The sequence below is a fragment of the Bradyrhizobium sp. LTSP849 genome (assembly GCF_000938255.1).
GTDB lineage: Bacteria > Pseudomonadota > Alphaproteobacteria > Rhizobiales > Xanthobacteraceae > Bradyrhizobium.
The window spans coordinates 1-25,197 of record NZ_JYMR01000055.1; the positions used below are offsets into that span (position 1 = coordinate 1).

Annotated in this window: 21 protein-coding genes and 4 pseudogenes; 8 read left to right on the top strand and 17 right to left on the bottom strand. The window is 55.1% G+C overall.

Annotated features, from left to right (window positions below; genetic code table 11):
* Positions 1–13 precede the first annotated feature (13 nt).
* The 4 genes from tnpC to UB31_RS36045 form a co-directional block, all read right to left on the bottom strand.
* Positions 14–1,492, bottom strand: a complete 1,479-nt coding sequence (gene tnpC, locus UB31_RS36030; RefSeq protein WP_045010987.1) for an IS66 family transposase — start codon at positions 1,490–1,492, stop codon at positions 14–16.
* Between the two features lie 122 nt (positions 1,493–1,614).
* On the bottom strand, positions 1,615–1,971 hold the full coding sequence (gene tnpB / locus UB31_RS36035) for an IS66 family insertion sequence element accessory protein TnpB (protein ID WP_045004130.1): 357 nt from the start codon (positions 1,969–1,971) through the stop codon (positions 1,615–1,617).
* The gene (gene tnpA / locus UB31_RS36040; RefSeq protein WP_045005335.1) at positions 1,968–2,426 is read right to left on the bottom strand and encodes an IS66-like element accessory protein TnpA; all 459 of its coding nucleotides are present in this window, start codon (positions 2,424–2,426) and stop codon (positions 1,968–1,970) included. The genes tnpB and tnpA overlap by 4 nt, the downstream gene beginning before the upstream one ends.
* 181 nt (positions 2,427–2,607) lie before the next feature.
* On the bottom strand, positions 2,608–2,973 hold the full coding sequence (locus UB31_RS36045; protein ID WP_045014298.1) for a hypothetical protein: 366 nt from the start codon (positions 2,971–2,973) through the stop codon (positions 2,608–2,610).
* Positions 2,974–3,178: 205 nt separating this feature from the next.
* Here UB31_RS36045 and UB31_RS36050 point away from each other — a divergent pair, with 205 nt between their 5' ends.
* Positions 3,179–3,595: a hypothetical protein gene (locus UB31_RS36050; RefSeq protein WP_045014299.1), complete on the top strand. Its 417-nt coding sequence runs from the start codon at positions 3,179–3,181 to the stop codon at positions 3,593–3,595.
* A gap of 439 nt (positions 3,596–4,034) precedes the next feature.
* Here UB31_RS36050 and UB31_RS36055 read toward each other — a convergent pair whose 3' ends face one another.
* From UB31_RS36055 to UB31_RS36090, 8 genes and pseudogenes are all read right to left on the bottom strand, one after another.
* A complete protein-coding gene (locus tag UB31_RS36055) occupies positions 4,035–5,246 on the bottom strand; it encodes an SGNH/GDSL hydrolase family protein (protein ID WP_349643883.1) in 1,212 nt (403 codons plus the stop codon).
* On the bottom strand, positions 5,221–5,499 hold the full coding sequence (locus UB31_RS42345; protein WP_045014301.1) for a hypothetical protein: 279 nt from the start codon (positions 5,497–5,499) through the stop codon (positions 5,221–5,223). The genes UB31_RS36055 and UB31_RS42345 overlap by 26 nt, the downstream gene beginning before the upstream one ends.
* Positions 5,500–5,689: 190 nt before the next feature.
* Positions 5,690–6,760, bottom strand: coding sequence for a major capsid protein (locus UB31_RS36065; protein ID WP_045014302.1), 1,071 nt, complete (start codon positions 6,758–6,760; stop codon positions 5,690–5,692).
* Between the two features lie 113 nt (positions 6,761–6,873).
* Positions 6,874–7,134: a head decoration protein gene (locus tag UB31_RS36070; RefSeq protein WP_245306131.1), complete on the bottom strand. Its 261-nt coding sequence runs from the start codon at positions 7,132–7,134 to the stop codon at positions 6,874–6,876.
* Positions 7,135–7,540: 406 nt separating this feature from the next.
* Positions 7,541–8,668: an acyltransferase family protein gene (locus tag UB31_RS36075; protein ID WP_045014304.1), complete on the bottom strand. Its 1,128-nt coding sequence runs from the start codon at positions 8,666–8,668 to the stop codon at positions 7,541–7,543.
* Between the two features lie 467 nt (positions 8,669–9,135).
* The gene (locus tag UB31_RS40970) at positions 9,136–9,927 is read right to left on the bottom strand and encodes an FkbM family methyltransferase (protein WP_197090899.1); all 792 of its coding nucleotides are present in this window, start codon (positions 9,925–9,927) and stop codon (positions 9,136–9,138) included.
* A gap of 160 nt (positions 9,928–10,087) precedes the next feature.
* Positions 10,088–11,035, bottom strand: coding sequence for a DUF6492 family protein (locus UB31_RS36085; RefSeq protein ID WP_045014306.1), 948 nt, complete (start codon positions 11,033–11,035; stop codon positions 10,088–10,090).
* A 74-nt stretch (positions 11,036–11,109) separates the two neighbouring features.
* Positions 11,110–11,585: pseudogene (locus UB31_RS36090) on the bottom strand (transposase); the annotation flags it as partial.
* A gap of 5 nt (positions 11,586–11,590) precedes the next feature.
* On the opposite strand from UB31_RS36090, the pseudogene UB31_RS40975 reads away from it, so the two are divergent.
* A pseudogene (locus UB31_RS40975) lies at positions 11,591–11,737 on the top strand (IS3 family transposase); the annotation flags it as partial.
* Between the two features lie 106 nt (positions 11,738–11,843).
* Here UB31_RS40975 and UB31_RS36095 read toward each other — a convergent pair.
* The gene (locus tag UB31_RS36095) at positions 11,844–13,106 is read right to left on the bottom strand and encodes a glycosyltransferase family 4 protein (protein ID WP_045014307.1); all 1,263 of its coding nucleotides are present in this window, start codon (positions 13,104–13,106) and stop codon (positions 11,844–11,846) included.
* 232 nt (positions 13,107–13,338) lie between these two features.
* Between UB31_RS36095 and UB31_RS41890 the strand changes: the two are divergent.
* Both UB31_RS41890 and UB31_RS36105 read left to right on the top strand, forming a co-directional pair.
* Positions 13,339–14,119: pseudogene (locus tag UB31_RS41890) on the top strand (transposase family protein); the annotation flags it as partial.
* 341 nt (positions 14,120–14,460) lie between these two features.
* Positions 14,461–15,076 (top strand): annotated as a pseudogene (locus tag UB31_RS36105) (nucleotide sugar dehydrogenase); the annotation flags it as partial.
* A 60-nt stretch (positions 15,077–15,136) separates the two neighbouring features.
* Here the strand turns inward: UB31_RS36105 and UB31_RS36110 are convergent.
* Positions 15,137–15,931, bottom strand: coding sequence for a class I SAM-dependent methyltransferase (locus UB31_RS36110; RefSeq protein WP_082078748.1), 795 nt, complete (start codon positions 15,929–15,931; stop codon positions 15,137–15,139).
* Positions 15,932–16,239: 308 nt separating this feature from the next.
* On the opposite strand from UB31_RS36110, the gene UB31_RS36115 reads away from it, so the two are divergent.
* From UB31_RS36115 to UB31_RS36125, 3 genes are read left to right on the top strand one after another with little or no spacing between them, the layout of a single operon-like run.
* Positions 16,240–17,457, top strand: coding sequence for a glycosyltransferase (locus UB31_RS36115; RefSeq protein ID WP_045014309.1), 1,218 nt, complete (start codon positions 16,240–16,242; stop codon positions 17,455–17,457).
* Positions 17,454–18,830: a hypothetical protein gene (locus UB31_RS36120; RefSeq protein WP_156175720.1), complete on the top strand. Its 1,377-nt coding sequence runs from the start codon at positions 17,454–17,456 to the stop codon at positions 18,828–18,830. Before UB31_RS36115 ends, UB31_RS36120 begins: the two co-directional genes overlap by 4 nt.
* A 41-nt stretch (positions 18,831–18,871) precedes the next feature.
* Positions 18,872–20,335, top strand: coding sequence for an MOP flippase family protein (locus UB31_RS36125; protein WP_045014311.1), 1,464 nt, complete (start codon positions 18,872–18,874; stop codon positions 20,333–20,335).
* A gap of 186 nt (positions 20,336–20,521) precedes the next feature.
* Here UB31_RS36125 and UB31_RS36130 read toward each other — a convergent pair whose 3' ends face one another.
* Together UB31_RS36130 and UB31_RS41895 are read right to left on the bottom strand one after the other, a co-directional pair.
* The gene (locus tag UB31_RS36130; protein ID WP_045014312.1) at positions 20,522–21,778 is read right to left on the bottom strand and encodes an O-antigen ligase family protein; all 1,257 of its coding nucleotides are present in this window, start codon (positions 21,776–21,778) and stop codon (positions 20,522–20,524) included.
* A 29-nt stretch (positions 21,779–21,807) separates the two neighbouring features.
* A complete protein-coding gene (locus tag UB31_RS41895) occupies positions 21,808–22,929 on the bottom strand; it encodes a hypothetical protein (protein ID WP_156175721.1) in 1,122 nt (373 codons plus the stop codon).
* 271 nt (positions 22,930–23,200) lie between these two features.
* Between UB31_RS41895 and UB31_RS40990 the strand changes: the two genes are divergently transcribed.
* Complete coding sequence (locus tag UB31_RS40990; RefSeq protein WP_082078749.1) at positions 23,201–24,208, top strand: acyltransferase family protein; 1,008 nt, start codon at positions 23,201–23,203, stop codon at positions 24,206–24,208.
* Between the two features lie 339 nt (positions 24,209–24,547).
* Here the strand turns inward: UB31_RS40990 and UB31_RS40000 are convergent, their stop codons facing one another.
* Positions 24,548–25,189, bottom strand: coding sequence for a hypothetical protein (locus tag UB31_RS40000; RefSeq protein WP_050044922.1), 642 nt, complete (start codon positions 25,187–25,189; stop codon positions 24,548–24,550).
* Positions 25,190–25,197 lie beyond the last annotated feature (8 nt).

Below are 25,197 nucleotides of genomic sequence, written 5' to 3' on the forward strand. Positions count from 1 at the left end.
GTAAGCGCTGTTTTCAGGCCACAGCTCTGAGGTCGTGACGGCAATAGGCCCACGGAAGCAACTGATCGATCTCGCTATTCGGATGACCATTGACGATCCTGGTGAGGACGTCGGTCAGGTAGGCAAGCGGATCGAGGTCGTTCAGCTTACAGGTTTCGACCAGGGAGGCGATGGTGGCCCAGTGCTCGGCACCGCCGTCGGAGCCTGCGAACAGCGCATTTTTACGGTTCAACGTGATCGGACGGATCGAGCGCTCGACGGCGTTATTGTCGAGCTCGATACGGCCATCATCGATGAAGCGCGTCAGGCCATCCCAGCGTGAGAGCGCATAACGGATGGCGTCTGCCAGCTTGCCCTTTTGGCTGATCAACGCGAGCTTTGCGCGGAGCCACAGCTCGAAGGCTTCCGCCAGCGGCCGGCTTTTCTGTTGTCGAACGAGACGACGTTCCTCGGCGCTGCGGCCGCGGATGTCCTTCTCGATGGCATAGAACTCGGCGATATGCTTGAGCGCCTCGCTCGCAATAGGCGCAGGACCGGGGGTGGCAAGTTCGTAGAAGTTACGCCGCATGTGCGACCAGCAGAATGCAAGCTGAACGTTGCCACGCTCGGCGAGCCTGCCATAGCCGGCATAGCCGTCGACCTGCAGGATCCCCTTGAAGCCTGCCAGATGAGCGATCGGTCGGTCGGCCTTGCGGTCGGGCGCATAGACATAGGCGACGCCCGGCGGATCGGCACCGCCCCATGGCCGGTCGTCCGCCGCATAGGCCCAGAGCTGACCGGTCTTGGTGCGCCCGCGGCCGGGATCGAGCACCGGCATCGTCGTCTCGTCGGCGAACAGCTTTGGCCGCTGCCTGAGCTTGCCAAGGAGCCGCTCATGCAACGGGCGCAGATGGAAGGCTGCCTGTCCCACCCAGTCCGCCAGCGTCGAACGATCAAGCTCAATGCCCTGGCGGGCGTAAATCTGCGCCTGCCGGTAGAGTGGCAGGTGATCGGCATATTTGGAGACCAGGACCTGGGCGACGGTGGCCTCGGTCGGCAGACCACCCTCGATCAGCCGGGCCGGGGCCGGCGCCTGCATGACACCGTCCTCGCAAGCCCGGCAGGCGTATTTGGGACGCCGGGTGACGAGGATCCGGAACTGCGCCGGGACCAGGTCCAGCCGCTCACTTCTATCCTCGCCGATCCGGTGCAACTCGCCCTGGCAACAGGAGCAGATCTTATTGTCGATATCGACGACGACCTCGATCCGCCGCAAGTGCGCTGGCAAGGCGCCACGGTTGATCCGGCGCTTGCGAGCCCGAGCCTCACGGCTTTCAGGTGCGCTGACGTCCTGCGCCGTCTCGCTGTACGCTGCGACCTGCTCGACATCTTCCAGGCCCAGCAGCATCTGATCTTCAGGCAAGGTCTCTGCCCGCCGGCCGAACCGATGCCGCTGCAATTCCTTGATGATCTGACGCAGCCGTTCGCTCTCGCACCGCTCGGCAAGCAGCATCGCTTTCAGCGTCTCGGGATCGTCAGGCAGGGCGTCGCTCACACGCAATTCAGAGCATATTCGCCGCCATCTGGCGACGCGCTCGATGCCCCTGATTCACTTCGCCGCAGCGCTGCCAACAACTATCCGGCTTGCGTTGGCGCTGGCGTCTCCCGTACCTCGTGGACACGCCGCCAGTCGAGCCCTTCCAACAGCGCCGACAATTGCGCCGCCGACAGACGCATCACGCCGTCCTCGATCTTCGGCCAGCGGAAGATCCCATCCTCAAGCCGTTTGGCGAACAGGCACAGACCCGTTCCGTCCCAGAACACCAGCTTGATCCGATCCGCCCGCTTGGCACGGAACACATAGACAGCTCCCGAGAATGGGTCAGCCCCCATGCTCTCGCGCACCAGGGTCGCAAGCCCTTCCATCCCCTTGCGGAAGTCCACCGGTTTGGTCGCCACCATCACCCGGACCGCACCCGACGGACCGATCACCGGCTCGCCTTCAGCGCCTGGACGATCGACGCAATCATTGCCGTGTCCGCACCACGACCGGCCCGGATCGTGATGCCGTCGACTTCGATCTCGATGATCCCGGCATCGCAACGGCAAGTTCGGACATCCGGTTTGGGTTTGCAGCGCGCCACTTTGCGCTCCCGGCCAAGAGCAGGCGCCGGCACTGCGACATCCACCACCGCCGGCACAAACTGCACTTCTTCTATTTCGGAATGACCGCCTGCTGCCTCTCGCAACTGACGTCGCCAGCCAAACAACTGCTGCGGTGACAATCCATGCCGTCGGGCTACCGAACAGACCGAGTCGCCGCTCGCCACAATCTCCGCGACGATCCGCGCCTTGTCCTCGTCGCTCCACTTCCGCCGACGGCCGGCGCCGGTGAAGACCTCAAGCCGCCGTACCGGCTCCGTGATAGCAGTATGCACTGTGTCCATTCTAAGCCTAACGGTCCAAATCGAACCGCAGACTCGCAGATCACCCCATCATCCGGTAGGTGGCCGCTGAACAGCGCTTACCCTGCTACAGCATCGGGCATCGATTGATCGTGTGCTGGCGCTAGTGACATGAAAGAAACCTTGGCGGGTCAGCGGGCGCCATTTTCATACGGACCCAAGCTTACTCCGCGCTTATCTCGACCTCGATCGACGAGGTGCCTGAGATGCGCATCGACGTTCCCGTGATGCTCAGCTTGAAGAAGTCGCTTCCGCGCGCACCAGGATTCGACAAGTAGCGAAACGACGGTCCTTGAATGACGATCTGCCCTGATTTGGGCATCTCCGTGATGGCGACATTATCGATCATGATCGTCGACCAGCGCAAGCCCTGGATACATTGACCACCCGAGGCGATTTTGATCGACCAATGGACCGTATCGGATTGGAGCTTGAATGGTTCTGGATGCAAGAGGCACGTTCCGCCGGCCAGCGCCGACGAAGATGACAACACAAGAAGAACCGTGGTTTGAAGTCCGATACGAAACATTTTGCACCTTGAAGTAGAGATCGTGACACGCGGCACTCCAGTCTCCGTCAGCAGTGCGTTCACCGCATGCAGTCGAAAGCGACGCCACTGACCAACACTCGAGAATAGCCCGGGATTTCGCGGAATTAACGATATGGAAGCAGGCAACTGCCGGCAGGCGCAAACATACCCGATATCGGGCTGACACAGGTTAGAGGAACATCTCATGTTAGCTATGCGGGGAAAAACGTCTTGCTCGGATTTTGCGAAGACATGGCTTCAAGAGCGGGCGGTATTTCTTTACTCCGAAGACGGCAACCAGAACACCGTTGGACTCCAGGGAGTTTGCCATAGAGCTGCCTTTCGGAATGACCTCATACCGGATCTGACAGAGCTGTCCTCTTCTGCGTCGACAGCAGTGGCGGAAATTTCGAAAAAGCGAAGTCAGAAATTGCTTGAAGAACTAGAGAAATTCGCCGGAGACGAAAAGAGGGGCCGGCTGCTGCTCGGCTTCCATTTCGACCCCGTCGTGTTTTTTGGTCGAGAAGACGCTATCGATTTGCTCTGGGGGAATGCCACCCCCTCACATGAAACCCGCTTTACTCGCGGCGAGATGTGGGTTCATCCGCTTAAAGATCACTAGCGTGAATACACTCGCTTCAAACCCCGCTGTAAGCCGGCTTATAGGTGGGGCCGCCGTCATAAATGGCGCCCCTCAGATGCTTCATGGTCAAAATATCGAGATGGCCCGGGTTGTTGATGCTCTTACTCGCAGGGAGGGGACACACGCAAACGCCCGGTTGATTGTGCGGCGCAACCCGCAGTAGCCTGCGGACTTTCACGGGGCCGCTTTTATGTTTTTCAATAATTGGGACAGGAAATTCCCAGATCACGAACTCATCTGGCACGAATGCAGAGCGCCAATCATCCCGCGACGAACTGTCGATGGCGGGTGGACATCGTCAGCGCTAAATCCAAGTAAGACCTGGCGCCGGCGAGGTCACGGTGGTCGCTGGGAATATCAACAAGACCCGCAGTCCGCAGACGATTGGGCCAACGATCAGTGGTGAGGCCGAACCCTCTCAGGCAGCCTTAAACCCTGCGGCCAAAGCAGGCACGATAAAATTCGCGATGGCAGTATATCCGGCCGTATTGCAGTGCTTAGTGTCGAACATTAGCGAAGCCTGATATGTGCCGCCGAAAACGCCGTTCCACACGTCAATAAATGGAATGTTATTGCTGTAGGCCAGCGACTTCATTTGCGCGACATACTGGGCTTGAGTAGCATAGGCGATGCCGGGTTGGCCTACGGGCGGCGATACCATGATCGCACTGCCACTCAGCTTTGCTGCGGTAATTTGCGCCTGTAAATTGGAAAGGCTCGTCGCGAGAGGGATGGCCTGTAGCCAATCGTTAACGACGCCACCTTCGATCAAGGTCAAGTCTGGCGCGATGAACTTCATAGAGTTAATCGGCGAATAAGCGAGGGTCGTCGAAATCAACTGAGTGGAGTTTAGCCCGGCACAACCACTAGTTAGCACTGTCGTTTCTTTGACAGCGGAATTGTATACTCGCAAGTAGCCAAGATTGACATTGCTCCCGCTAGATAGCGTCACTGTAAACGTATGGACGCCCAAACCACCGGGCAGCGTGACGATATTTTCGCGCATTGAGTCGGCAGCGTTTTGGTTTAAGGTAGCAAGCGTATTGTTGCTCTCGTCCTTGACGACCATCACGCCGTTGGTTGCGTGGGTGCCCCAGCCAATTACCAGCGTGTCGCACTGCGTTGCTGGCGCCCAAACCAACGTGTTTGTGTTGACTACGGTCGTGTTTAGGTAATAGCCCAACGTCTTGCCGTTGGTGTTGGCTACCCACGTTCCGGTCACGGTGGGATCAAAAATGTAGACCGTCTCTCCTGCAATAGAAGAGATATAGTTGTCGCCGAACACGCTGGTTGCGCTTCCACCAGACAATAGTCCGGCCAAGATGCTAGGCCACGACCCTACTTTCCCATTCACAACCCCATTTGCCCCCGTCCCGGCGCCGACGCCAGCAACGGTGCTGTCTCCATAAGGAAGCATCACGGAATTGCGCGTTCCGGCGTTCTTCGCTGCCTGCGCAGACAACCACTGACTGAGATTCGAGCCGGTGAAATTGTTATAGTTCGGCACCACGGGTAGTGGCGTACTCGCTCTCCCAAGGACAGCGTCCACGGTCAACGCCGCCGTAAGCGGCTGCGTCAGCTCGCGGCTAATCGCTTGCGCAGCCTTAACCACTAAAAAGCCCGCAGGCATCAACGCTGGCAACGCGGCTAAACCGATATGTGCCGGCTGCGACGAGCTGCACTGCACGGCGGCGATAATCGAGCGTATCGACCGTAAAATACTGGCCGGCATCGTCCTTGAGCAGGATATCGACCCGCGCCGTCACGCCGACATCGGGACCAGCCGAATCCTTCAAGCACACTGTCAGGGTCGATCCGGCTGCAACAACTTGATCGCCGGAATTTGTGGCGGTGGTTCCGACCGCCAGAATTTCGCTCGGCATCTCAAAATCCCCTTCGTCAGATCATTGTTTCCCCGGATGTCGGCACGACATCCGGAGGACTAATTGCCATCTCCAAGGCTCCGAAGGCGCAGCGTGCGACCTGAGGGCGACTAGCCTTTTTTGAGGCACCCGTCAAGGTTGACCAGCGGCCCTCCACGGCCACGGAGCCTCGTTTGACCCTTTGTGCAGATCAGTTCGAGGCCATGACTTCGACCAGCGCTTCCGGCCGCTTGCAGATGGCGAGCGGGTTGGACTGCGGCTTCAGCTCGACGCCCTCGCCATGCTTGAGGATCTCCGGCGAAATCCAGATTTCCTGACCGGGCTGGTTGACCGCACGGATGTCGTTCGCCGGCGCATCCCAGGTCTCGAACGTGTCCATGGTGCCGGCGGGATAGGCATAGCCGTAGTCAACCGGCACGAACGGGGTCAGCGTGCGCGTGGTGCCGATCGGCGCCTGCCCGTTGTACTCGCGGAACAAGATCTGCTGGAACACGAAGGAACGTCCCAGCGCGGTCGGCTGGCCGTTGCGGTCGATCGGGCCGGTGCCGGGCGCAAAGGCCGGCTGTGCCAGCGCCTGTGCTCCCTGCCAGTTCAGCCAGAATTTCTCGACCTTGGCGTGCTGGATGAGCTTGTTGAAAAACGACGTCGAGACGATGACCTCGACCGACGACATGACCTCGCCTTTCAAATTGTTGGCGATCGAGGTGCGCAATTGCGTGCACTTGTCGATGATGTCGGTACCGGCGCCGCCGAGCAGGAAGTCGATGGTGACCTTGGTGATGCCGAAGGTGGCATAGAGGTCGACCAGCGTCGCACCATTGCCGTCCGTCACCAAGCCCTTCAGCGCACCCATGCGCAGCCACTCGCGGGTGATGGTGTGCTTGTTGCGGATGTTGAACAGGCGCTTGGCCACCTCATCACCGAGCGTCCGCACGCCCTTGGTCCCGTTGACGATGGAGATCATGTTCTGCAAATCACGCGGCGTGATCAAATCCTCGGCCGGGAAATGCGGGCACTCGATGAACGTCGACTTGCGGCCGCCACGATCGCCAGGCGTCGCCGCCGAGCCGCGCTCCTTGGCCGGCAACACGCGAATGGCGCCATCCTCGATCACGATCTCGATGATGGTCGAGATCGAGCCCTCCGACGGAAACAGATTGAGCGCATTCAGCAGCCCGTAATTGATCGGGATGCGGTTGATCGATCCCGAGAGCTGGATCGAGGTGAATGGAAAATTGACGGTATCGAGACTGTCGACCATGGGGTCAAATCCTCAGGGTTTGCGCGCCAGGCCGAGCCGGCGTCGTCGGGGTGAAGGGAAGTCGCAACAAGGAACGGCGCCCCGCGATGGCTCACGGGACGCGGGGAAAGTGCTTACGACGAGCGCGGCACGATGCCGTTCGCCATCAACTGCTCGCTTGCGGCTGCGATCTGATCCGCCGTCGCACCGGACAGCCAAATCAGGAAACGGGAATCGACGATGGAGGGGCCACGCCGCGGCGCCACAATGGTCTGATCGGCGCCGCCGTTGAGCGCGGTTTTCTTCGACAGCCACACCTCCAGGGCGTTCTGGCTGCCGTCCGTCGCGGCGAAGTTCAGCGGCCAGACCTTATAGGACACGCTGACGGCGGTCACCGGCAACGTGAAATTGTCGCCGGCGAGGAAGTCGGTGGCGCCGTCCGCGATGGTGAACTTAACCTAACCCCAGGCGGGTGAGCCAATCGCGCTGCACAATGGGGAATGATGGCAGCTCTGCCGATCAGGTGCACTTTGTCCCTGGGCGGACACGGAAGGGAGTGCGGCATGATTGAAGCGTCGCAGATAAACTTCGCGTTGCGGGGAATGATCACCTGCGCCGCACTCAAGTCCAGTTTACTGTTAAATTGAGTAGCCTCACGGCGTGGTGCGCTCTCTTCAAGGGCGGAACGCGGGTAAGGCAAGGACGTCCGCTCTCTTGGACCGTGGACGCGACGAATATCACGCTGACGTTCTCGACTGCTCCGGCCGCGGGACTTGTCAGTACGCATTGAGGTATCTGTCGTCAGCCTTTCATTGTGGTCTTCATCAAGCCGCGGTAGGCGCCGTTCAGTCCCGCATTGATGTGTCTTTCAACCAGGAGATAGACGGCGGTCCCGAGAGCGACTGCAACGATAGAAAGACCGATGAGGAGAGCATCGCCTGAAAGTGCGGCCAGCCGCGGCGTGCTTTTCACGATTATGTCTCTGAGCTGGTATACGAAGTACACGTGAAGCAAGTAAATGGAGTACGAGGCGTTTCCAATCACAAGCAGCCAATGCGGCCAACGGAGATGAGCCTTCTCGAATTGGAGGAAAGAGATCAGCAGAAGTGACGCTGGCACACCCCAGATCAAAAATCTTAGATCTTCGGGCATGCCAAACGGCAAAGAGGTGGCAAATCCAGCGACACCGAAGCCAAGCGTCACAAATCGGAGACGTGAGTGAAGCGCATCGCGTTGAAATAAGAGGCCGACTGCGCAGCCAAAAAGAAATTCGATTATGATCGTGTCACTAAGAAAAGTCAGGATTGCGCTGTCCTTTGCTCCGATTGCGCGCGTGACTATGAGGGTGGTCCCAAAGGTCGCGACTAGCGGCAGCAGCAGATGGCGTTTCGAGAACGTCAACACGATGGTAAAGCACAAATAAAAAAACATCTCGTAAAAGAGAGTCCATCCTTGCCCCAAAATCGGTTGGACTAGCCCCTTTTCGTTGAACGAAGGAATAAAGGCTAATGCATCGATGATCCTGGCCGCTGAGAAGGAAAACGCCTCGTCACGATGACGATAAAAATGTACTGCGGCCATGGCGACCAAAGACAAGGTGGTGAGTGCGTACATCGGGTAGATGCGGATGAGACGCCTTATCAGAAAATCGCGCGGTGGCTTTGCTCCGGATCTGTACGGCGACGACACGAGAACCATGATGAAGCCGCTGATCACGAAGAATATATCGACGCCCACAGCTCCTATTGCGATTAGGCTCTCGGAGCTGAATAACCACAATGACGGCTTAGGCCACTGAGTGGGCCAATGTACCGTGACGGCACGTCCGGCGTGATGCATCACCACCAAAACGGCCGCGATTCCGCGTAAAACCTGTACGGAGAGAAGGGACGCATTTTGTCGCGCGGGTTCGGCGATCAACGTTTGCATGAATAAACCCCACAAAGGGGGACCTTGCCTCGCACGCTCGCGAGAGTCGAATCTATTGTCCACTCCATCAGGGGCAGTGAGTTCGCGCGCTTCAGGACTGAGTGTTCCTGAAGGCTCGGACCCCGGCAATCGTCGATAGCAGTTTCCGTCCTCTCAGTCTGCATCTTCGCTGCGCTCTAATCGTGATGGATCGCTTGCCGGCTAAGCCCGTCAACTTTTTCTAGGGAAGATCAGTCGCCTTCGATGGCTCTCGGCACGGCCTTAGCTTCATCGACTTCGAAAGCAGCCAGGTTGGTATCGGAGGGGACAACGGCGAAAGTTTGGACGGAATCCTGCGCCTGATGTTTGGCGACTATCGCCGTGGTCAGGCAAAAAATTCCACTTGTCGTCTTGTTCAGATTTCCGGGATCGGCTCTCAACCTCGTCAACGGCCGCGGTTGCAGCCGGTCCAAATCAAGTTGCGCGCATCATACATCACCGCGAAACCAACTCGGTGGAAGCGGGGTATCCGGATAGCTGGGATCATTTTTGGCATCCAGTGGATGCGGAAAAGACTGCGAGTAACGCTTCGATTTAACTCGATCTTTCCTGATCAAGGTCATCTCAAGAACCCGCGGAATTACAATTTGACCACAACGAACATTACGGCCGTAGTTGTTTGGATGATTGTGGACGACATAAAAATTCTCAAGCAGCCTTTCAAAGACCGCCTTAATAATTTGAAAGGCCTGCTTGTCCATTAATCGCTCCATATCGTGAAATTCAATCACAATAATTCGGAATCGACGAAGCGTTTTGTTGCTTACATTAAGCAACACTGGCCATTCTGCCCCCTCAATGTCCATCTGCAGTAAAAGATCATCATCGCCCGGCCTATTTTCTTCAACCCAATTATCAAGCGTGATGGTCTCTGGAGTATTAGTCACTCCAATGAATTTCTTGACGAAGTGAACCATCGGCCCGTCAATTGGAGGCCCTGAGACCGAAGCATCCGCCATAAAACAAGGAATGCTGCGATCGATCATATCTTGTTCAAAGCTTGCCCGATCGTCTACGCCCGGAGAAAAGCAAGCCGAAATTCCTACAAAGTCATCTGGCGCAAGATAGCCACCATCACCTCGACTTCCGAGGCGAACAAGATCCCTCTCCGTCGAAAACGGATGGAGTCGCGAAATAAGATTCCTTACTGCCGATCGATCAGACTGCTTGGCGACCGAGATGCCGGCTGTAAGGCACGCGCTCACAATTGCATGCTTCATTTTCAGTGGTTCCCATTGCGCCAACAACCGGCGCGCTCCGCCAATTGAAATACTAACAATCTCACTAACACAAGCTGGCCGGACAACAAAAGCGCCCGACATAAGGTACAGATACCCTTTTAAGCGAAACGAGGGACCGAACTCAAAGCCCCTAAATTTTCTATGCGGTTCTAGAGGCCGCTAGAAACGAAACCGCTCGATCAAATAGATCACGCCGCTTAGACATGGGCAGCGGAATGGTTGACTGAATGCAAATCCCGATCATGCGCGGATCAATCGAATTAATGAAGTTCGTTTCATCATCGACACTCAAGAATGCATCAGTCCAACGAGTATGACAGAGCGATTTTGGCGCAATTGAGAGCTTTGCATCTTCAAGACCCATCACTCGCTCCGCAAATACACCGTACAAAATATATTCAGAAAAATGCTTTGTTCTGCCGAGAATCACCTGCCAATCAACTTTTGCAACGCCCTCAATGCGCTCAATCATCTTATGGACGACGGACCGCCGCCACAGGACTATCGAGTCTACGTATTCACCGTCGTGAAACTCATCCGCGGGAAGACCCAACAACTTACTAGCTGATAGATGCCATAAGCGATGGGAGTTTGCATTCGCGGACGCTTGCCGATAGAGCCTCGCACGGTCCACATGAGGAAAAAGCTCGCTAACGGACAACTGACGCACAAACAAAATATCGCTGTCGATGTGCAAGACAATCTCATTAGATGATTGTGCTGCCGCAGCTATTTTCATCATTTGCTGAGCGATCCACCCCCTGACAGGCAAACTATAGGGCGTTAGGTAAAAATTCCTCCGAGGCAACAAAAGCCGACGACGCCACTGCGAGCTAGGCAGCGGCAATTTCCAGAACCAGCGCGGAAGTAGCGCATCTTCTGAAACAATTGATCTTCTGCTATTCGCGAGAGGCTCAAACAGAGCCAAATCCGATTCGGGAACATACACTGTGTGTTTTATCGGTTCAGGAACAAACCGATCGATGCTCTCGCACAGCATAGAACATATCTCATAGTCACCACGAAACGAGCACGTAATCATGCTCGTATCAGGAAACCCTGCAACCCGCTCATCGAGCCCATTCATTCTTTTCAATCCGTTGTTTAGCCGGAGAATTCAGCGAGCACCGGCGGGTATCGTCGCACATGAGCTATTTTCACTCATGATAGCAATGCGTCAAGCGCCTCCGCCGGCGTCTTCCAGACTGGTCTGATTCTCGGTCGGGCATTGAGGGCGTCTGCCGCAGCGGATATCTCGTTGGCGCCGTGGATGCCCAGGTCTGCGCCCTTCGGGAAATAGTGGCAGCAACCGGTTGGTGTCCTTGTTAGTGCGCGCTGGCAAGGGCTTTGCGGGTCGCAGAAGTAGACCTGGATACCCGCATCGATCTTGAGACGATCGTGTTGGGCCATTTCGGCTCCCTGATCCCAGGTCAGCAGGCGACGCAGTTCTTCGGGCAAGGTGATGACGGTGCGCGTTATCGTCTCGCGCACCGCTTCGGCCCCGTGTCCCGCGAGCGCAGGCCCGTTCTTCGCGCGCGGAGCTTCGCCATATGCCCCGCCAACCGGGGAAGGTGCAATAGCATCGTGAAGCGCGTCGTGCGCTCGACCAGCGTGCCGATTGGCCCACGCTGAAAACCGGACGACGGAGCGCAAAGCCTATCGCACCAGGAACGAGGCCAGAGCAGATGTGTTCGACTACACCGAGCGGTTCTATAACGCGGTCCGGCGTCATTCGACGATCGGGTATCTCAGCCCTGTTGAGTTCAAGCGCAAGGTGGGATTAGCTTAACCCGGTGTCCATCAAACCGGCAGCAGCTCACTGCGACAACAGAGGTGTAGAAAGAACTTCGATAAAATTGGTGTAAGAATAAGAAACATCGCAAAAAAGCTTTCGATCAAACTACGCATCGAAGCGCCTCGTCAAATAGCTCCCCCAACTTCGCGGCTTCGATGTCCACGTCGTGCCGATCAAGTGATCGAGTCCGCCCTATCGCGCCCATCTCTCCGATTTTCTCGTCGGACGCCGTCAAGCAACTTCTGATAGCGTCGCAAAGCTCCTGGACTGAACCTGCAGGCACCAGCCAGCCGGTTTGTTCGTTCACGACTAACTCTGGATGCCCTGCAACATACGTTGTAATTACCGGGCGACCGAGCGCCATGGCCTCCATGAGTACCACTGGTAAACCTTCCGCAAAGCTAGGAAGCACTAACGCTCGGGAAGAAACAATCTCTTGGCGAACTGTGGTGGCGTCGGCCCATCCAAAAATCGAAACCATACTACCGAGCTCATGCGTCTGTATCAAACGCTCCAACGCTTGCCGCTGCGCTCCGTCCCCAACGAACACCAATTCGAAGTGTAGTCCTTCATCCCGAAGTGCCGCGGCAGCAGCGATGAGTAGAGCTTGCCCCTTCTGTTCAGACAAGCGGCCGACGCAAACCAGGCGATTGCAATTGGTTGCAAGTTTTGGAGCACTACCTTTGAAGACGCCATCAATACCGCAGTGGACGACTTTGATCTTTGGCCACTGTAGGTAGTCAACCGCTCTATATAGCTGACTCCTTCCGAATGAACTAATTGCAACAACAAAACTCGACTGGCGTATCTTTTCAGCGAGGTGAAGACCTACTACTTTATCAAATTCCTCAGGGCCGTGGACCGTGAAACTAAACGAAACACCGGAAATTCGGCTTGCGAGCATCGCCACCTCAGCTGGGTTTGAGCCGAAGTGAGCGTGAAGATGTCCTATTTCGCTCTTCAGCAAACGCCTGGAAAGCCAGCAAGCTTCGATAAAATATATAAGATGAAGGAGAGCAGATCGATCTGAGCGCCTGACCATTCTGAGAGCGAGCGATGCCGCTTGCGAGAATTTTGCAGGCCTTGATGCAGCTAAAACCAAAACTGACACAAACAGAGAGGCGATGCCCTGTTTCAAAACATACGTTGTTACATCACGCTCAATCAAGTCAGCCGCATCGACTAACTGATCGTTCCACCCTCGAATAGCAAAACGAACAATATTCCAACCCAGCTTCTCAAGAGCAACTATTTCTCGCCGAATGAAGCTGTGACTGATCTTAGGGTACTCACTAACGATATAGGCGATCTTTTTTCGTCCACGAGCCTTTTGGATTTTCTTAGAGGTCGAGAAATTCCACATGTGGGATTCTTTGCATCTTTTCGATGAGGTTCTTTTGCATTCTGACCACCAATCGGTCCGCCAACTCAATCGACATGCGAGCTGCCCCTACCCTATAATTGGTAAAAGGACGTAACACAAAACTTGCACTTGGACCATATCCATAAGCTCTGGACAAGATAGACTAACTTTCTAGGCTATAAAATAGAAGGTGAAGACGCATTCGTAGGGGATGGGGAAATCTTTTCTACGCAGCGCCTTCGATATTTTCGGATCGGTAGGCGGGACACCGGCCATTACCGCGATCGATGTGAAGTCGCTTCATGCCAAGATCGGAGGGCTGACGGACATGGAGAACGATTTTCTAGAATGCGCGCTCACCAAGGCGGATTGCTGAGCGCAAAGGGATGATCGACCGTGAGCACCAGCTGTCGATCGCCAAGCAGGCCGAGATTTTGAAGATCAGCCGGGGCCGCGTTTATTATCCACGGCCCGCTTCGTCCGCCGACCTCACTATCATGCGACAGCTCGATCGGCTGCACCTGGAGTTCCCTCTCGCCGGTTCGCGTTGCGCGGCCTGCTGGCTTCGCAGGGTGCACGATCGGCCGCCGTCATGTGAAGACGCTGATTCGGCAGATGGGGATAAAAGCGCTGTATCGCCGTCCGCGCACCACCAAGCCCGCGCCTGGCCACACGATCCATCCGTATCTGCTGCGCGCCTAGAGATTGCGCACCCGAACCAAGTCTGGGCCATGGACATCACGTGTATTCCAATGGCGCAAGGCATTATCTATCTCGCCGTGGTGTGCTGGACGGAACGACACGTCCTGTCCTGGTGGCTGTCGATCACGATGGAGGCGGCCTTTTGCGTCGAGACATTAGACGATGCTCTCACGCGTCATGGCAAAGGGGCATGGCGAGACAACGTGTTCGTTGAGAGGCTGTGGAAGAGCGTCAAATACGAGGAGGTCTATCGGGCGCGAAGCTCGATTGGCCGGTATCTCGACTTCTACACTTATCGACGCGGAGATTCTGTTCAAACAACCAGGATCAGCTCTAATCAAGATCTCGAGGCCTAGTCCGCCGCTCATTTTGAGCGCTGTCAGTCGCCCTTAAGGAGGCGGCCTTCCCGCCACCGCCGTTCCTGCCTACAGGGCCCTCGGTTGCTTCGGTAGGTTGTGGCAATCGCATGCTGTTCCGCGCCGCGGATGACGATTTGCTTCCGGTCCGGAGCGGTTAAGGTCTATTCTGCGAACAGCAGCGTGCCCTAATGTTGGGCGTGCGGGCAGATTTGGAAATGCAATGAGATATTCAGTGGACATCGCCGTTAACTAAGAGGACTTCTTCATGCGCATCGCCATGATCGGCACAGGCCGTTCCGGTCGGCACCGGCGACGAGGTCGAGCGCATCATCCGCGAGGCCAATCCCCTGGCTGACGTCGTCGTCGCGTCGACGCCCGAATTCTTGCGCGAGGGCGCGGCGATCCGCGACTTCATGTTCCCGGATCGTGTCGTCGTCGGCACCTCCGACGCGCGCGGCCGCAAGGTGAGTGTGCGACGTTTGTCGGCCGCTGTCGCTGAATCAGGCGCCACTGATGTTCACGGAGGGCGCACCGCGGAGATGATCAAATACGCGGCGAACGCGTTCCTGGCGACCAAGATCACGTTCATCAACGAGATTGCGGACCTTTCCGGGAAAGTTGGCGCCAATGTGCAGGAAGTCGCGCGTGGCATTGGCCTCGACAACCGCATCGGCACCAAGTTCCTGCACGCCGGTCCGGGTTTTGGCGGCTCCTGCTTCCCGAAGGACACCAACGCGCTAATCAAGATCGCGCAAAGACTACGACGTATCCTGACGCATCGTCGAATCAGTGCTTGCGGTCAAAGAGAACCGCAAGCGCGCGATGGCGCGCAAGGTGAGCCAGCCGCTCGGCGGTTCGTTGCGCGGCAAGACCATCGCCGTGCTCGGCCTCACCTTCAAGCCGGACACCACGGCAGCAACGAGTACGCAAATGTGAATGTTCGTATGACGCACAGTTCAGTTTGCAACGTTACCGCTTTCCGAAAATGCCATCGATATACTTCCGACGGCGGGACCTTCGAACGAAGGGGTCGACGAGTCGACCTTTGAGTTTCTGTCGAAGAGAACCCGGGAGGTGTGTTGCCGTCCGAACTCTGGATTTCAGGCTTTCATTTCTCTCGAAAATGCAATGGGCGTACTCCACTTCTCGCCATACAGAGATCATTCTAAAATATGTCATACTTAATCCAGCAAGCGCGGCTTCTTGAGCTAGCGTTTGCGGCGGGATTTGATTGTCAATAATTTGCAGCTCTGAGGGTTCCTCTTGCGCTTGGTACTCCAAATTGCAGGCCGTCGGAAATGTCAGCATCACTTTTAACGAGGGGCCTCCAAGAGCTGAAAGCTTTCGGAAGAGCGCGGTCCTCTGGCTTTCGGGTATGTGCTCAATTACATCGCAAAGGGTGATTATGGACGGAGGAGCGTCCAACGGGAGCTTGACGGCTTCATCAAGGACGTCGGCTGACACAAAACGGAGATTTGGCATCGAAACCGACTGTGTGGCGTACCATATATTTTGATCGCTGATGTCAACGCCAAGGACGGAACCCTGGGTCCGTGAAGCCATGGCTTCTGTCGCAATGCCTATACCGCAGCCAATATCAAGGACGCTGTCGTTCGGTTCGATTGAAGAGCAGAAGAACGCGATCGCCTTCTCAATTCGCAAGTTGCCATCCACGCGGTATCTAAGCATGCGATCGGTAGAAAAAGCATCATAGTATGCTTTGACTTGGTCTGGGGTGGGCGAGGCTGCGCGCGCATTTTCCATTATCGATGCTCCCTGATGAGTTACTGTTAAGGGATAAGCAGGGCGTGAGAGTGGCACGAAGGTAACCGCTTTGAAGCGGTACGCATCCCACGAGCGCCGCCACCGTGCCGTTCAACCACCCCCATATAATCAGCCGACTGTGACAATATCCAGCCATTCAAAAGACGGCCGATCAATTGCCGTCATTAATGCTCAAAACCATAGCAAGTCAGACGCCTTAGAGGCTTGGAAGGTTTCCCTTTTCTTCCCCGCCTACCTAATATATGTCGTCGTCAACAAGCCTTTCGAAATTCTGTTGAAAGACTCAATTGGATCGACTCCCCAATCACCAAACAGGTGCCGCAACCCAGACCGTTCTAATCTACCGGAACGAACTGCTTGCGACTTCTGAGACATTTATCCGTGAGCAAGCGCTGGCCCTCAGAGATTGGCGGCCGGTACTCGTCGGGCGCAAGCTGCTGAACCAACTACCGCTAGACGATTTAAGTGTGCACTGTCTCACGCCCCACGCGCGGACTTTAAGCAGCCGCCTGCTCTGGAGGGCCAGCAGCATGTTTGACACGGTGCCGCCTAATGTCAAAGCTGCGCTACGTAAAGAGAGGGCATCCCTTATTCATGTCCATTTCGGGACTGACGCCCTTGACGCTTGGCCCCTCGCTCGCGCCTTGAATCTGCCTCTGCTGATAACGTTGCATGGTTTTGACATAACCGTCCATCGGGACTGGTGGGAAGCAGGGAACGCCGGATCCCATCTTCGATCCTATCCCCGTCGGCTTCTACAGCTAGCCCAACTACCTCAGACTAGCTTTATCGCAGTGTCGGAAGCAATTCGTAATCGGGCTATCGAGTTCGGAATCCCCGCAAGAAAAGTCGAAGTCAAGTATATAGGCATTGATCCGAAAAAGTTTACACCTGGCTCAGTGGGCGTTGCAGATCGTGCCCCGCGCGTCCTTTTCGTGGGGAGATTAGTCGAAAAAAAAGGCTGCCTCTATCTGATCGACGCGATGGCGGAAGTTCGAAAGAGCGTTCCCGACGCCCAACTCATTGTCATCGGGGACGGACCACTTCGGCAAGATCTTGAGCACCGCGCTCGCGCGTTATGCATAGAAGCGGACTTTCTCGGAATGCAGCCCAGCGCTGAAGTCAAACGGCAACTCGAATCAGCCCGTGTCTTCTGCTTGCCCAGCGTCATGGCATCCAATGGCGACGCAGAAGGCCTACCCATTTCTATTTTGGAGGCACAAACGTCCGGCGTTCCCGTGGTTACTTCAGCAAACGGCGCCGTCGGCGAAGCAGTCAAAGAGGGACATACTGGGCTGCTATTTCCGGAGCGCGATGTCGTCACGCTGGCGACAAAATTGACCGCCCTCCTAAGCGACGACGCTCTCGCAAGCAAGATCGCAGCCCAGTCAGTCGCCCAAATAGCAAAAAGCTTTAACATAGCAGACCTGACGCGGAGTTTGGAAGCTGCGTACGGAGCTGCCGCTCGTCGAACAAACCTAATCCCTCTGGAGCGCCGCCTTTGAACCTTTGCTACAGCCAAACGAGCGGGCCAGAAGTTGCGCTGCAATCGCGCCATGTCACTGTAATTGGCACTGCCTTTGATACTGTTCTTCCGGATGACATCGAGCTGTGCTTGAAGGATGGGATTTGTATCGACCGTAGAAACAACACCCCGATGGAGATGGATGCCTACAGCATTTATCTCGCACTGAAGGCAATCGAACTCTCAACGGGCTCAAGTCTCGAGGCTCGGAAGAAGCTACTAGCTGACGCCGTCGTCAAAAGGATGAACCAGTGTGGTGGGTTCTGGCGCCACGGCGCATGGACGGGATCGGAATTAGAAGTTCATATGCGGTTTACAGCCGCCGCCATACGGCTTTTGGTTGAGGCGATCCAAGACAATCTGATCGCTGAACCCAGCATTGTTATCGACGCGTTGAAGCGTCACCTATCGTTTGCAGAGAAACTCGAGAATGGGCTTTGGTTTCTGCACGACTCTCTGGAGTCAAAGGACGTAAATGTCTCACATCCAGGGCGCCTGACACACAACTATGCATTTGGATCTTCAGATCGAAATTGCTTAGTTTTGAATACCCATCTCGACACATTGCTCACAATAATGCACGTGATGCGCCGGATTGATCTCACTGCGGGAGACCAAGATTATTTTCGGTCAGCCCTATCCGCGGGTGTCGATGCGTTGCGAACGGTCTTGAGACCCAACACTGGATTCGCTTGGAGCACATTCGAAAAGCTCGACTCCTTAGTCCGAAGTGTGCTGTTTCGGAGCTTTGAGATCCGCAACTTTCGCTCCTTTCGCTCCAAAGCCATCCGGTACGGCATTACAAAATTCTATTTTCCTATGAGGCGGCATGTCCGCAGCTGGATGCCCGGCTTCCTGTTTACAGACGGCTACACCGAGAGAGATATCCGACTCGACGGAATAAGCTTCGAGTACCACGTCGCAAACCTTTACGATCTCACCCGATTTGCACTTGAAGCTCGAACTTCGCGCCTAGTCGCCGATGAGGAATTGCTCAATTACTGCGATGAAATAGTCCACGCGGGCATCAATTATGTCGTCTTGACCAATTATTGGCATTGTCTTGTCGCGGGCTTCGCATGGAATGGCAAGGCAATCGTTCTTTGCGAAGCAATCGTCGCTTGGCTATCCTCGCACAATCGCTCCGTGCCTGCTGCATGGGTCAAGGCTTATTGCGCGGTTCGGAGAGTTATACCTCCGTCGCCGGCGCTGCTCGGCTATGACCCCAATTCAGTTGGCGAAAGGCCTGCTCATGGCGCTTATTCTCCTGCGATAGACGTGATGGAATTGCGCGATGGACGGCAGCTGGTCGTAGATATTGCGAATGAAACGTTTACTTTCAACACGATGTAGACGTTACGTTTCTCCTTCTGGTCACGAGATGCACGGTACAAATGAGCCTACGAGATAGCGTTCTTGGCGGACTGTCTTGGAGCTTGGCTTCCCGCGTCGGCACTCAAGCGTTTCAATTTGTTTTCCAAATCATACTTGCGCGCCTGCTCACTCCTCAGGAGTTTGGCGTCGTTGGAATGCTACTGATATTCATTGGCTTTGCGCAGACCTTGGCCGACTGCGGTCTGAGCTCGGCACTCGTCTACGATCAGAACGCAACAGACTCTCAGTTCTCTACCGTATTTTGGCTTCAAGTCGCTGCGGGAGCCATTCTTTCGGCAACGTTCTTTGCAGGCGCCCCCCTGTTTGCCTCGTTTTACGATACCCCTGCGTTGGAGCCCCTGTCGCAACTCGTTGCCCCGATTTTTCTGCTCCAGGCGCTCGGACAAACCCATTCCGCACTACTCTCGAAGAACTTTCGCTTCAAGCAAATGGCCGTTGTAAGCGTGTCATCGACTTTTGGCTCCGGCGCGATCGCGGTCATTCTCGCGAAACTTGATTACGGCGTTTGGGCTCTTGCGTGGCAGGCATTGATCACCACAATCATCACAACAGGCCTTTTGTGGTTCCAATCCCGATGGGTTCCCAGCCTTCTGTTCAATCGCGCTGACGCGATTCGTCTTGGAAAGTACGGAATCTATTTACTCGGACATGCATCACTGAACTACTGGCTGAGAAATGCGGACAAACTAGCGATCGGTAGATTTTTGGGAGCTCACGACCTTGGAATCTACTCGCGGGCCTACAGTCTCATGCTGCTTCCGCTGAATAATATTTCGGCGGTGATGGGGCAGGTGATGTTCCCGGCACTTGCGCGTTTACAAAGCGATGCGGACCGTTTTCGTTCGGCCTATGTTTCCGCCACTCGCATGATCGCGCTGGTGTCATTCCCACTAATGATTGGTGTTGCTTCGTTGTGTGAGCCTCTGATCTTGTTCCTGCTTGGCGACAAATGGAGCGAAGTTATTCCGGTACTCCAAATTTTGAGCTTCGTTGGGCTCATACAGTCGGTGGTTTTCCCTGTAGGATGGATCTTCACCGCTTTGGGGAAGACCAAGGATCAATTCTACCTCAGTATCTTCTTGTCGCTCATATTCATCCTGCTCGTAGGCGCTGGTATTTTTTACGGAATCGTCGGTATCGCTTTAGGTTATGCTTGTTGGACTGTCATCTCGGGTTGGCTAAATTTGTACATTGCAGGCCGCTACGTGGCACTGCCAGTGACGACCGTCGTTGTGAGTTTAGTCCGAATATTGGGAATGGCGCTCGTGATGGGCGCCCTTGTTTTTGGTGTCGATCAAACTGTATTTGCAGGCTCGCCAACGCTCCTTCGGCTTTCCTGTGGAGCGTTTATCGGCGCGACGTCGTATGTGGCCATGTGCCTTTTGTCGAAGGACGCCACGTTTTATGAACTATCAGGCTATCTTTCTGCCCGGCTTAACCTTCTCAAGCGCATTTCCCGATAAAGTTGGGGTCCGGACTCACGACGGTCCGCGCAATTTGTAACCCGCTCGCCATATTTGCCAGCGCAATCTGGCTGATCGCGTTTCTTTTGCAAGCTCGGGCATATCGTTTCCATAGATTGGCACCCATCTTCCGTGCCGTAGTCTCGCGCGCTTCGGCCCGCCTCTTATGAGTCAAGTCCTGGTAAATCAGATAGCCGAGCCTATAGCAGCACTCGCCCGCAAGCGCCTTTCAGCCTCGATCGTCGCGGGCAGGATTCTCGTCCGCAAAGCCAAATCAGCACCGATGAAAGCCCAAATATACCAATTGACGATGAGGTAATATGGCAAGTTGTCCGAATAGTTTATTATTAGATTGGCCGCAATAAAACCTAAAGCAATTACTCCAAGATAAAAACTGCGACGCATCGCGAAAACGATCGCGACTGCACAACCAATGTATGTCCAAATATAAGAAAACAGCCCCAAGTAACCTGTCTCATACAATGCCTGAACATAAGCGCTGTGCGCGCCGATGGATTCATCGTCTCCCCCCGCCCCTCCTGCAAAAAACCTTCTCGCATTTTTAGCAAAATCGCCAAATCCCTTGCCGAGCACGCGATCGTCCTGCGAATCGATCAGCCCCCGAGCCCAGACCATCTCTCGCCAAACGAAGGAATTCGCCTGGACCTGACCGCGTTGAAGTTCCTCAAATGTGACAGGTTGCGTGCTGTCGACGTTATTTATTCGATCGGCAACTGTGGGGATCAGCAGGACGAGGGGCACCAAAGGCACCATCAGCAATAGCTTACGATTGACCACCAAAGCATAGAGCAAGCCGAACGCAGCAACCGCAAGCCACGCGGAGCGCGTCTGTGTAGCTACCAGAATGAAGCCCAATAAGGCCAGGTAGGCATTGAGTGCTACGTGTAAAACGCCAAGCCGCAAACCGAACGATTTGTAGTACAGCGTCGCGCAAATCACACTCAGCATATAAAAAGCCAACTCATTCGGATGAGGAAACGTCGACATCACAAGATAACGATTGCTCAACCCGTAGAGCGCAAGTTGCACGAAGAAAATGAGGCTTGGAATTAGCGAGGATAGAATGATGCAGAGGAGCAGGTCTGCAACGTCCTCTCGCGTTCGGAGTAACAAGAAACTAGCGAGAAATATTGCTGGAAAAGTCAATGTGCTGAGAAAGAGTCGGATCCCCTCCGGAGAGGCCGAGACAAATACAAAAGATAAAATGAGGACTACATAGTACGGAACCCAAATCACGACCGGAATTGCGATTGAAGTTCTGCGGAGGTAGGGAAACGATGCTAAAGCGAGACCAAGGGCCATAAGGTTGAACAAAGCGCCGAGAGTCACCCCGCTATCCGCTCTCCCGAGCAGCCCTACCAAAAGCTCGTCAGTTGTTCGGGTTGCAATCAATAATAAGAAGGCTCCTTTCACTAAGTTCATGCGCGCTGCCTAACTTTCTGCACCACCATCTATCGCTCGGTAGTTATCATGACAAGGTGACTACGGATCCACTTGGCGTCACGTGACAAGTTGGATAGCTGCGCATCATTCCAGTCGCCAAGCATCGCAATCGATGTCGTACGATAGGCCATGTCGACCACATACCCACCATAGCGCTGGTAGGCTTTCGCGACCGCGAGGCCTTCGGGAGTGAGCCCTGCATGATCCAGATCTATATTGGGCGGCAGAGCAAAGCGAGCGCCCATTGGAATCGAACCCTTGTAGCTTTTGACGCTTCCGGCATCAGTTGAAACCGCAGGAAACACAAACTGCTCACTGGGATTTGCCCCCGATTTGAGCTGAGCCGGATCGAGTTCCATTGCCATCGCGTGGTCGATTTGCAGCCCGTTCAACTCGTTACTGGTGATGAGTCCTCCTAAAAGAGATGAGCCGGCAGCACGTATACCTGCCCCTACACCAATTGCTGTTCCCCATCCCGTTCCCTGGAGGGTGCCCTGGACAAGATACGATGCACTCCAGCTATCGCTTGAAGCGTCATAACGCGCCTGCCAAGCCTCCCAGTAATATAACTCCTCTGGATCCGTGAAGACTACCCAACCATCGCGGCCATGCGTAGGAAGCAGGTTTGTCGGCGTAGGAATTGCCAGACTTCCATGCGACGAGAATCCACGACCGACTGCGGTTTTGTTCAGCGTATTAAATGTCCATTTGGCGGGCGGTGCATCCTTTGGCGTCTGAAAATAAAGTCTTTCGCGCTGGACCCATGTGTTGCCAAGTTTCAGATCATAGAACTGCCTATTTTCGAGCGTCGTGGGCAAAGAGTAGACAACATGAGCCGGGTCTATCGCGGCATTCCAGGGACTACTAGTGGAGAAAAAGTGACGTTTACCGCCCGCGCTGGCCGCGCCAACGCGCTCTTGGATCTGCACCTTAAATACTTCCGCACGCATTTTGCCAATTGGGACCGCCGGGCTGACTGCAGCAACCGGATGTGCAGCATCAAGCCCAGCACTGTTTAGCAAGTTGAAGGAATGAGCCGCGGAAACCGTTGCAAGAGTCCCCAGAGAGATTGTCAGAAGCGTCTTGATAGGAGGCACGACCAACTTCCCTTCGGCGATGGCTTGTTGCAACGTTGGATGCGATAGCAATGCTTGCGACCTAAAAGAAACCCAAATTGCGACCGTTCGGTGCAATTTCTGTGAAACGGTCCGGATAGCCCTTTCCCGAAGTCCATAACAGGCAATGAACTCCCATCGAGATATCCGGGACTCGAACTTAAGGGTTTCGGTGCAGATTACGTCTGGTTCAGTGTTCCCAGCGAGCTGGCTCTGCTATAAGCAAATGCGAAGAGATCTTAGGTTTTTCGTCGCAATGCGTCCACTTGAACGAACCGAGTAAATCATGAGCCGCCCTTCTTTTCACTTGCCCGTTTTAGATGGCTGGCGGGCAATCAGCATTTTGTGCGTGCTGGCCGGCCATATGCTGCCGTTAGGCCCAAAATGGCTCGAGTTGAATGCCGCGGTAGCCGCGACGGGCATGAGCTTATTTTTTATCTTATCTGGCTTCCTAATTGTTTCGATGTTAGCTCGTGACGACAGCGTCGTTCCATTCTTGGTTCGTCGCACATTCCGGATCATTCCGCTGGCTTGGGCCTATTTAGCTGTAGTCTTATTGACTCACAGTGCGGACTGGGAGATTTGGAAAGCGAACCTGCTATTTTATGCGAATTCTTCTGAGTACTATCTGCAATACGCTCCTCACTTCTGGAGCCTCTGCGTTGAAATGCAATTCTACGCGGCGATCGCTCTCGCAGTGGGATTTTTTGGGCGTCGTGGACTATCCCTAGTACCAATCGGTTGCATCGCAGTTACGGTTGCTCGTGTCATTTCCGGTCAAGAAATCTCCATCGAAACTTGGTTTAGAGTTGATGAGATTCTAGCAGGGGGCTGTCTCGCGCTGGTCGTTCACTCCCGGCGTGCAGACTCAATATTGGCCTATTTTCCAAGCGCCTCGCCTTTTTTTCTTGCGCCTGTGCTTTTTCTGTCAAGCCACCCCGCCATAGGCGCGCTCAATTATGGCCGACCTTACTTTGCTGCGTTGCTGATAGGATCGACCATTGCGAGTTCACATGGCCTCCTTCAAAATCTACTGCGCGGAAAGCCACTAGCGTATCTCGCACGAGTGTCATTCGCCGTTTACGTCATACATCCCTTGACGTATTCAGGCTGGATGGGCACAGGCGACGTTTTTGTCCGGTACACGAAGCGGCTCGGCAGCTTCTTTTTGACCATTCTTTTTGCTCACTTCTCTACCATTTACTATGAACGATATTGGAATGATTTGGGCCATCGGCTTGCAGGCAACATTGCAGGTCGCCGATCATCCAAATCCCGAGAAATCCGAGTTTGAAATGCTGATCGAGTATCCGCTCGCCAAAATTAAACCGTGAGGCTCGGGCGAAGGCAGGCGACCAGCGAACCCCGCGGCAGAGATGTTTTCAAGGCCAAGGGGACTGAAAGGCCGCATTTCTTCCGTACGAGCGCGCCGCCTAAGCCGTTTCTCGATCATCCGTCGTTAATAGGTCGTGGTCGCAGCACTGGAGAGCTGTTCCTACTGCTTGCCGGAAGCGACATTGCATAGTGCTGGCAAAGATCAACGCGGGTAGGTCTAGAAAGCCCCAGGTTCACCCGTGACAAGAAAAGATATTTGCGTGCTGGAAGGGAAGGGCCGCCGCTCTCCGACTTCTTCCTAAGGGGTCGAGCTGCTCACGCTTATAATCGTCGTCGTTGATGTTGTAGTCGTGGTCGACGCGCTCAGACCCGAGGCACCGCCGCCACTGAAAAAATTATTGTTTGGATTGGTGACGCTATTTGCAAGGAACGTCTGCAAAGTACTCGACCCGCCAAACTGATTGGTCAACGGGCTCGTTTGGCCACCACTCGCACCGCTGGAGAGGCCGCCAGCGCCGCCGCCAACGCTACCGATCAGTATGTTCCCGGTGATGGCTGCGTATTGCTGCTTGGCATCGGGCGAGTTCGTACCTGCGATCTGAGTTTGGATGTCGCTGGCAAAGTTCGGATCGGGGCGAATGCACTGGTTTGCCGCAAGCCCGAGTCCCGTCCCAATGGCCTTCTGCAGGTCAGAACTCGGAAGCGGATCGGTCTTCAACAGGCCGATGACTAAAGGCAGCATGGCCGGATCGCTTATGACGAGATCGCGAACATCAGCCGTCACGTCTCCGGACGAGCGCGACGAACCGGCACTTCCCAAAAGCGACGAAGGATTTGCGGTGAAATCGGCAATCTTCTGAGGAGACGCGGCTCCCGGACTGCAAGCAGCGGAGGCTTGTTCAGCCCCCCCGACCACGACCAGCAGGAACACTGCTGACATCACTCCCC

Bases quoted from the DNA above. Each gene is read 5' to 3' on its own strand.
- UB31_RS42345 (WP_045014301.1), bottom strand. From the start codon at position 5,499: ATGCCGAGCGAAATTCTGGCGGTCGGAACCACCGCCACAAATTCCGGC.
- UB31_RS40000 (WP_050044922.1), bottom strand. From the start codon at position 25,189: ATGTCAGCAGTGTTCCTGCTGGTCGTGGTCGGGGGGGCTGAACAAGCC.
- UB31_RS36125 (WP_045014311.1), top strand. From the start codon at position 18,872: ATGAGCCTACGAGATAGCGTTCTTGGCGGACTGTCTTGGAGCTTGGCT.
- tnpC (WP_045010987.1), bottom strand. From the start codon at position 1,492: ATGCTGCTTGCCGAGCGGTGCGAGAGCGAACGGCTGCGTCAGATCATC.
- UB31_RS36110 (WP_082078748.1), bottom strand. From the start codon at position 15,931: ATGGAAAATGCGCGCGCAGCCTCGCCCACCCCAGACCAAGTCAAAGCA.
- tnpA (WP_045005335.1), bottom strand. From the start codon at position 2,426: ATGGACACAGTGCATACTGCTATCACGGAGCCGGTACGGCGGCTTGAG.
- UB31_RS36075 (WP_045014304.1), bottom strand. From the start codon at position 8,668: ATGCAAACGTTGATCGCCGAACCCGCGCGACAAAATGCGTCCCTTCTC.
- UB31_RS36055 (WP_349643883.1), bottom strand. From the start codon at position 5,246: ATGCCTGCGGGCTTTTTAGTGGTTAAGGCTGCGCAAGCGATTAGCCGC.
- UB31_RS36095 (WP_045014307.1), bottom strand. From the start codon at position 13,106: ATGTGGAATTTCTCGACCTCTAAGAAAATCCAAAAGGCTCGTGGACGA.
- UB31_RS36065 (WP_045014302.1), bottom strand. From the start codon at position 6,760: ATGGTCGACAGTCTCGATACCGTCAATTTTCCATTCACCTCGATCCAG.
- UB31_RS40970 (WP_197090899.1), bottom strand. From the start codon at position 9,927: ATGAAGCATGCAATTGTGAGCGCGTGCCTTACAGCCGGCATCTCGGTC.
- UB31_RS36130 (WP_045014312.1), bottom strand. From the start codon at position 21,778: ATGAACTTAGTGAAAGGAGCCTTCTTATTATTGATTGCAACCCGAACA.
- UB31_RS36045 (WP_045014298.1), bottom strand. From the start codon at position 2,973: ATGTTTCGTATCGGACTTCAAACCACGGTTCTTCTTGTGTTGTCATCT.
- UB31_RS36085 (WP_045014306.1), bottom strand. From the start codon at position 11,035: ATGAATGGGCTCGATGAGCGGGTTGCAGGGTTTCCTGATACGAGCATG.
- UB31_RS40990 (WP_082078749.1), top strand. From the start codon at position 23,201: ATGAGCCGCCCTTCTTTTCACTTGCCCGTTTTAGATGGCTGGCGGGCA.
- UB31_RS36050 (WP_045014299.1), top strand. From the start codon at position 3,179: ATGTTAGCTATGCGGGGAAAAACGTCTTGCTCGGATTTTGCGAAGACA.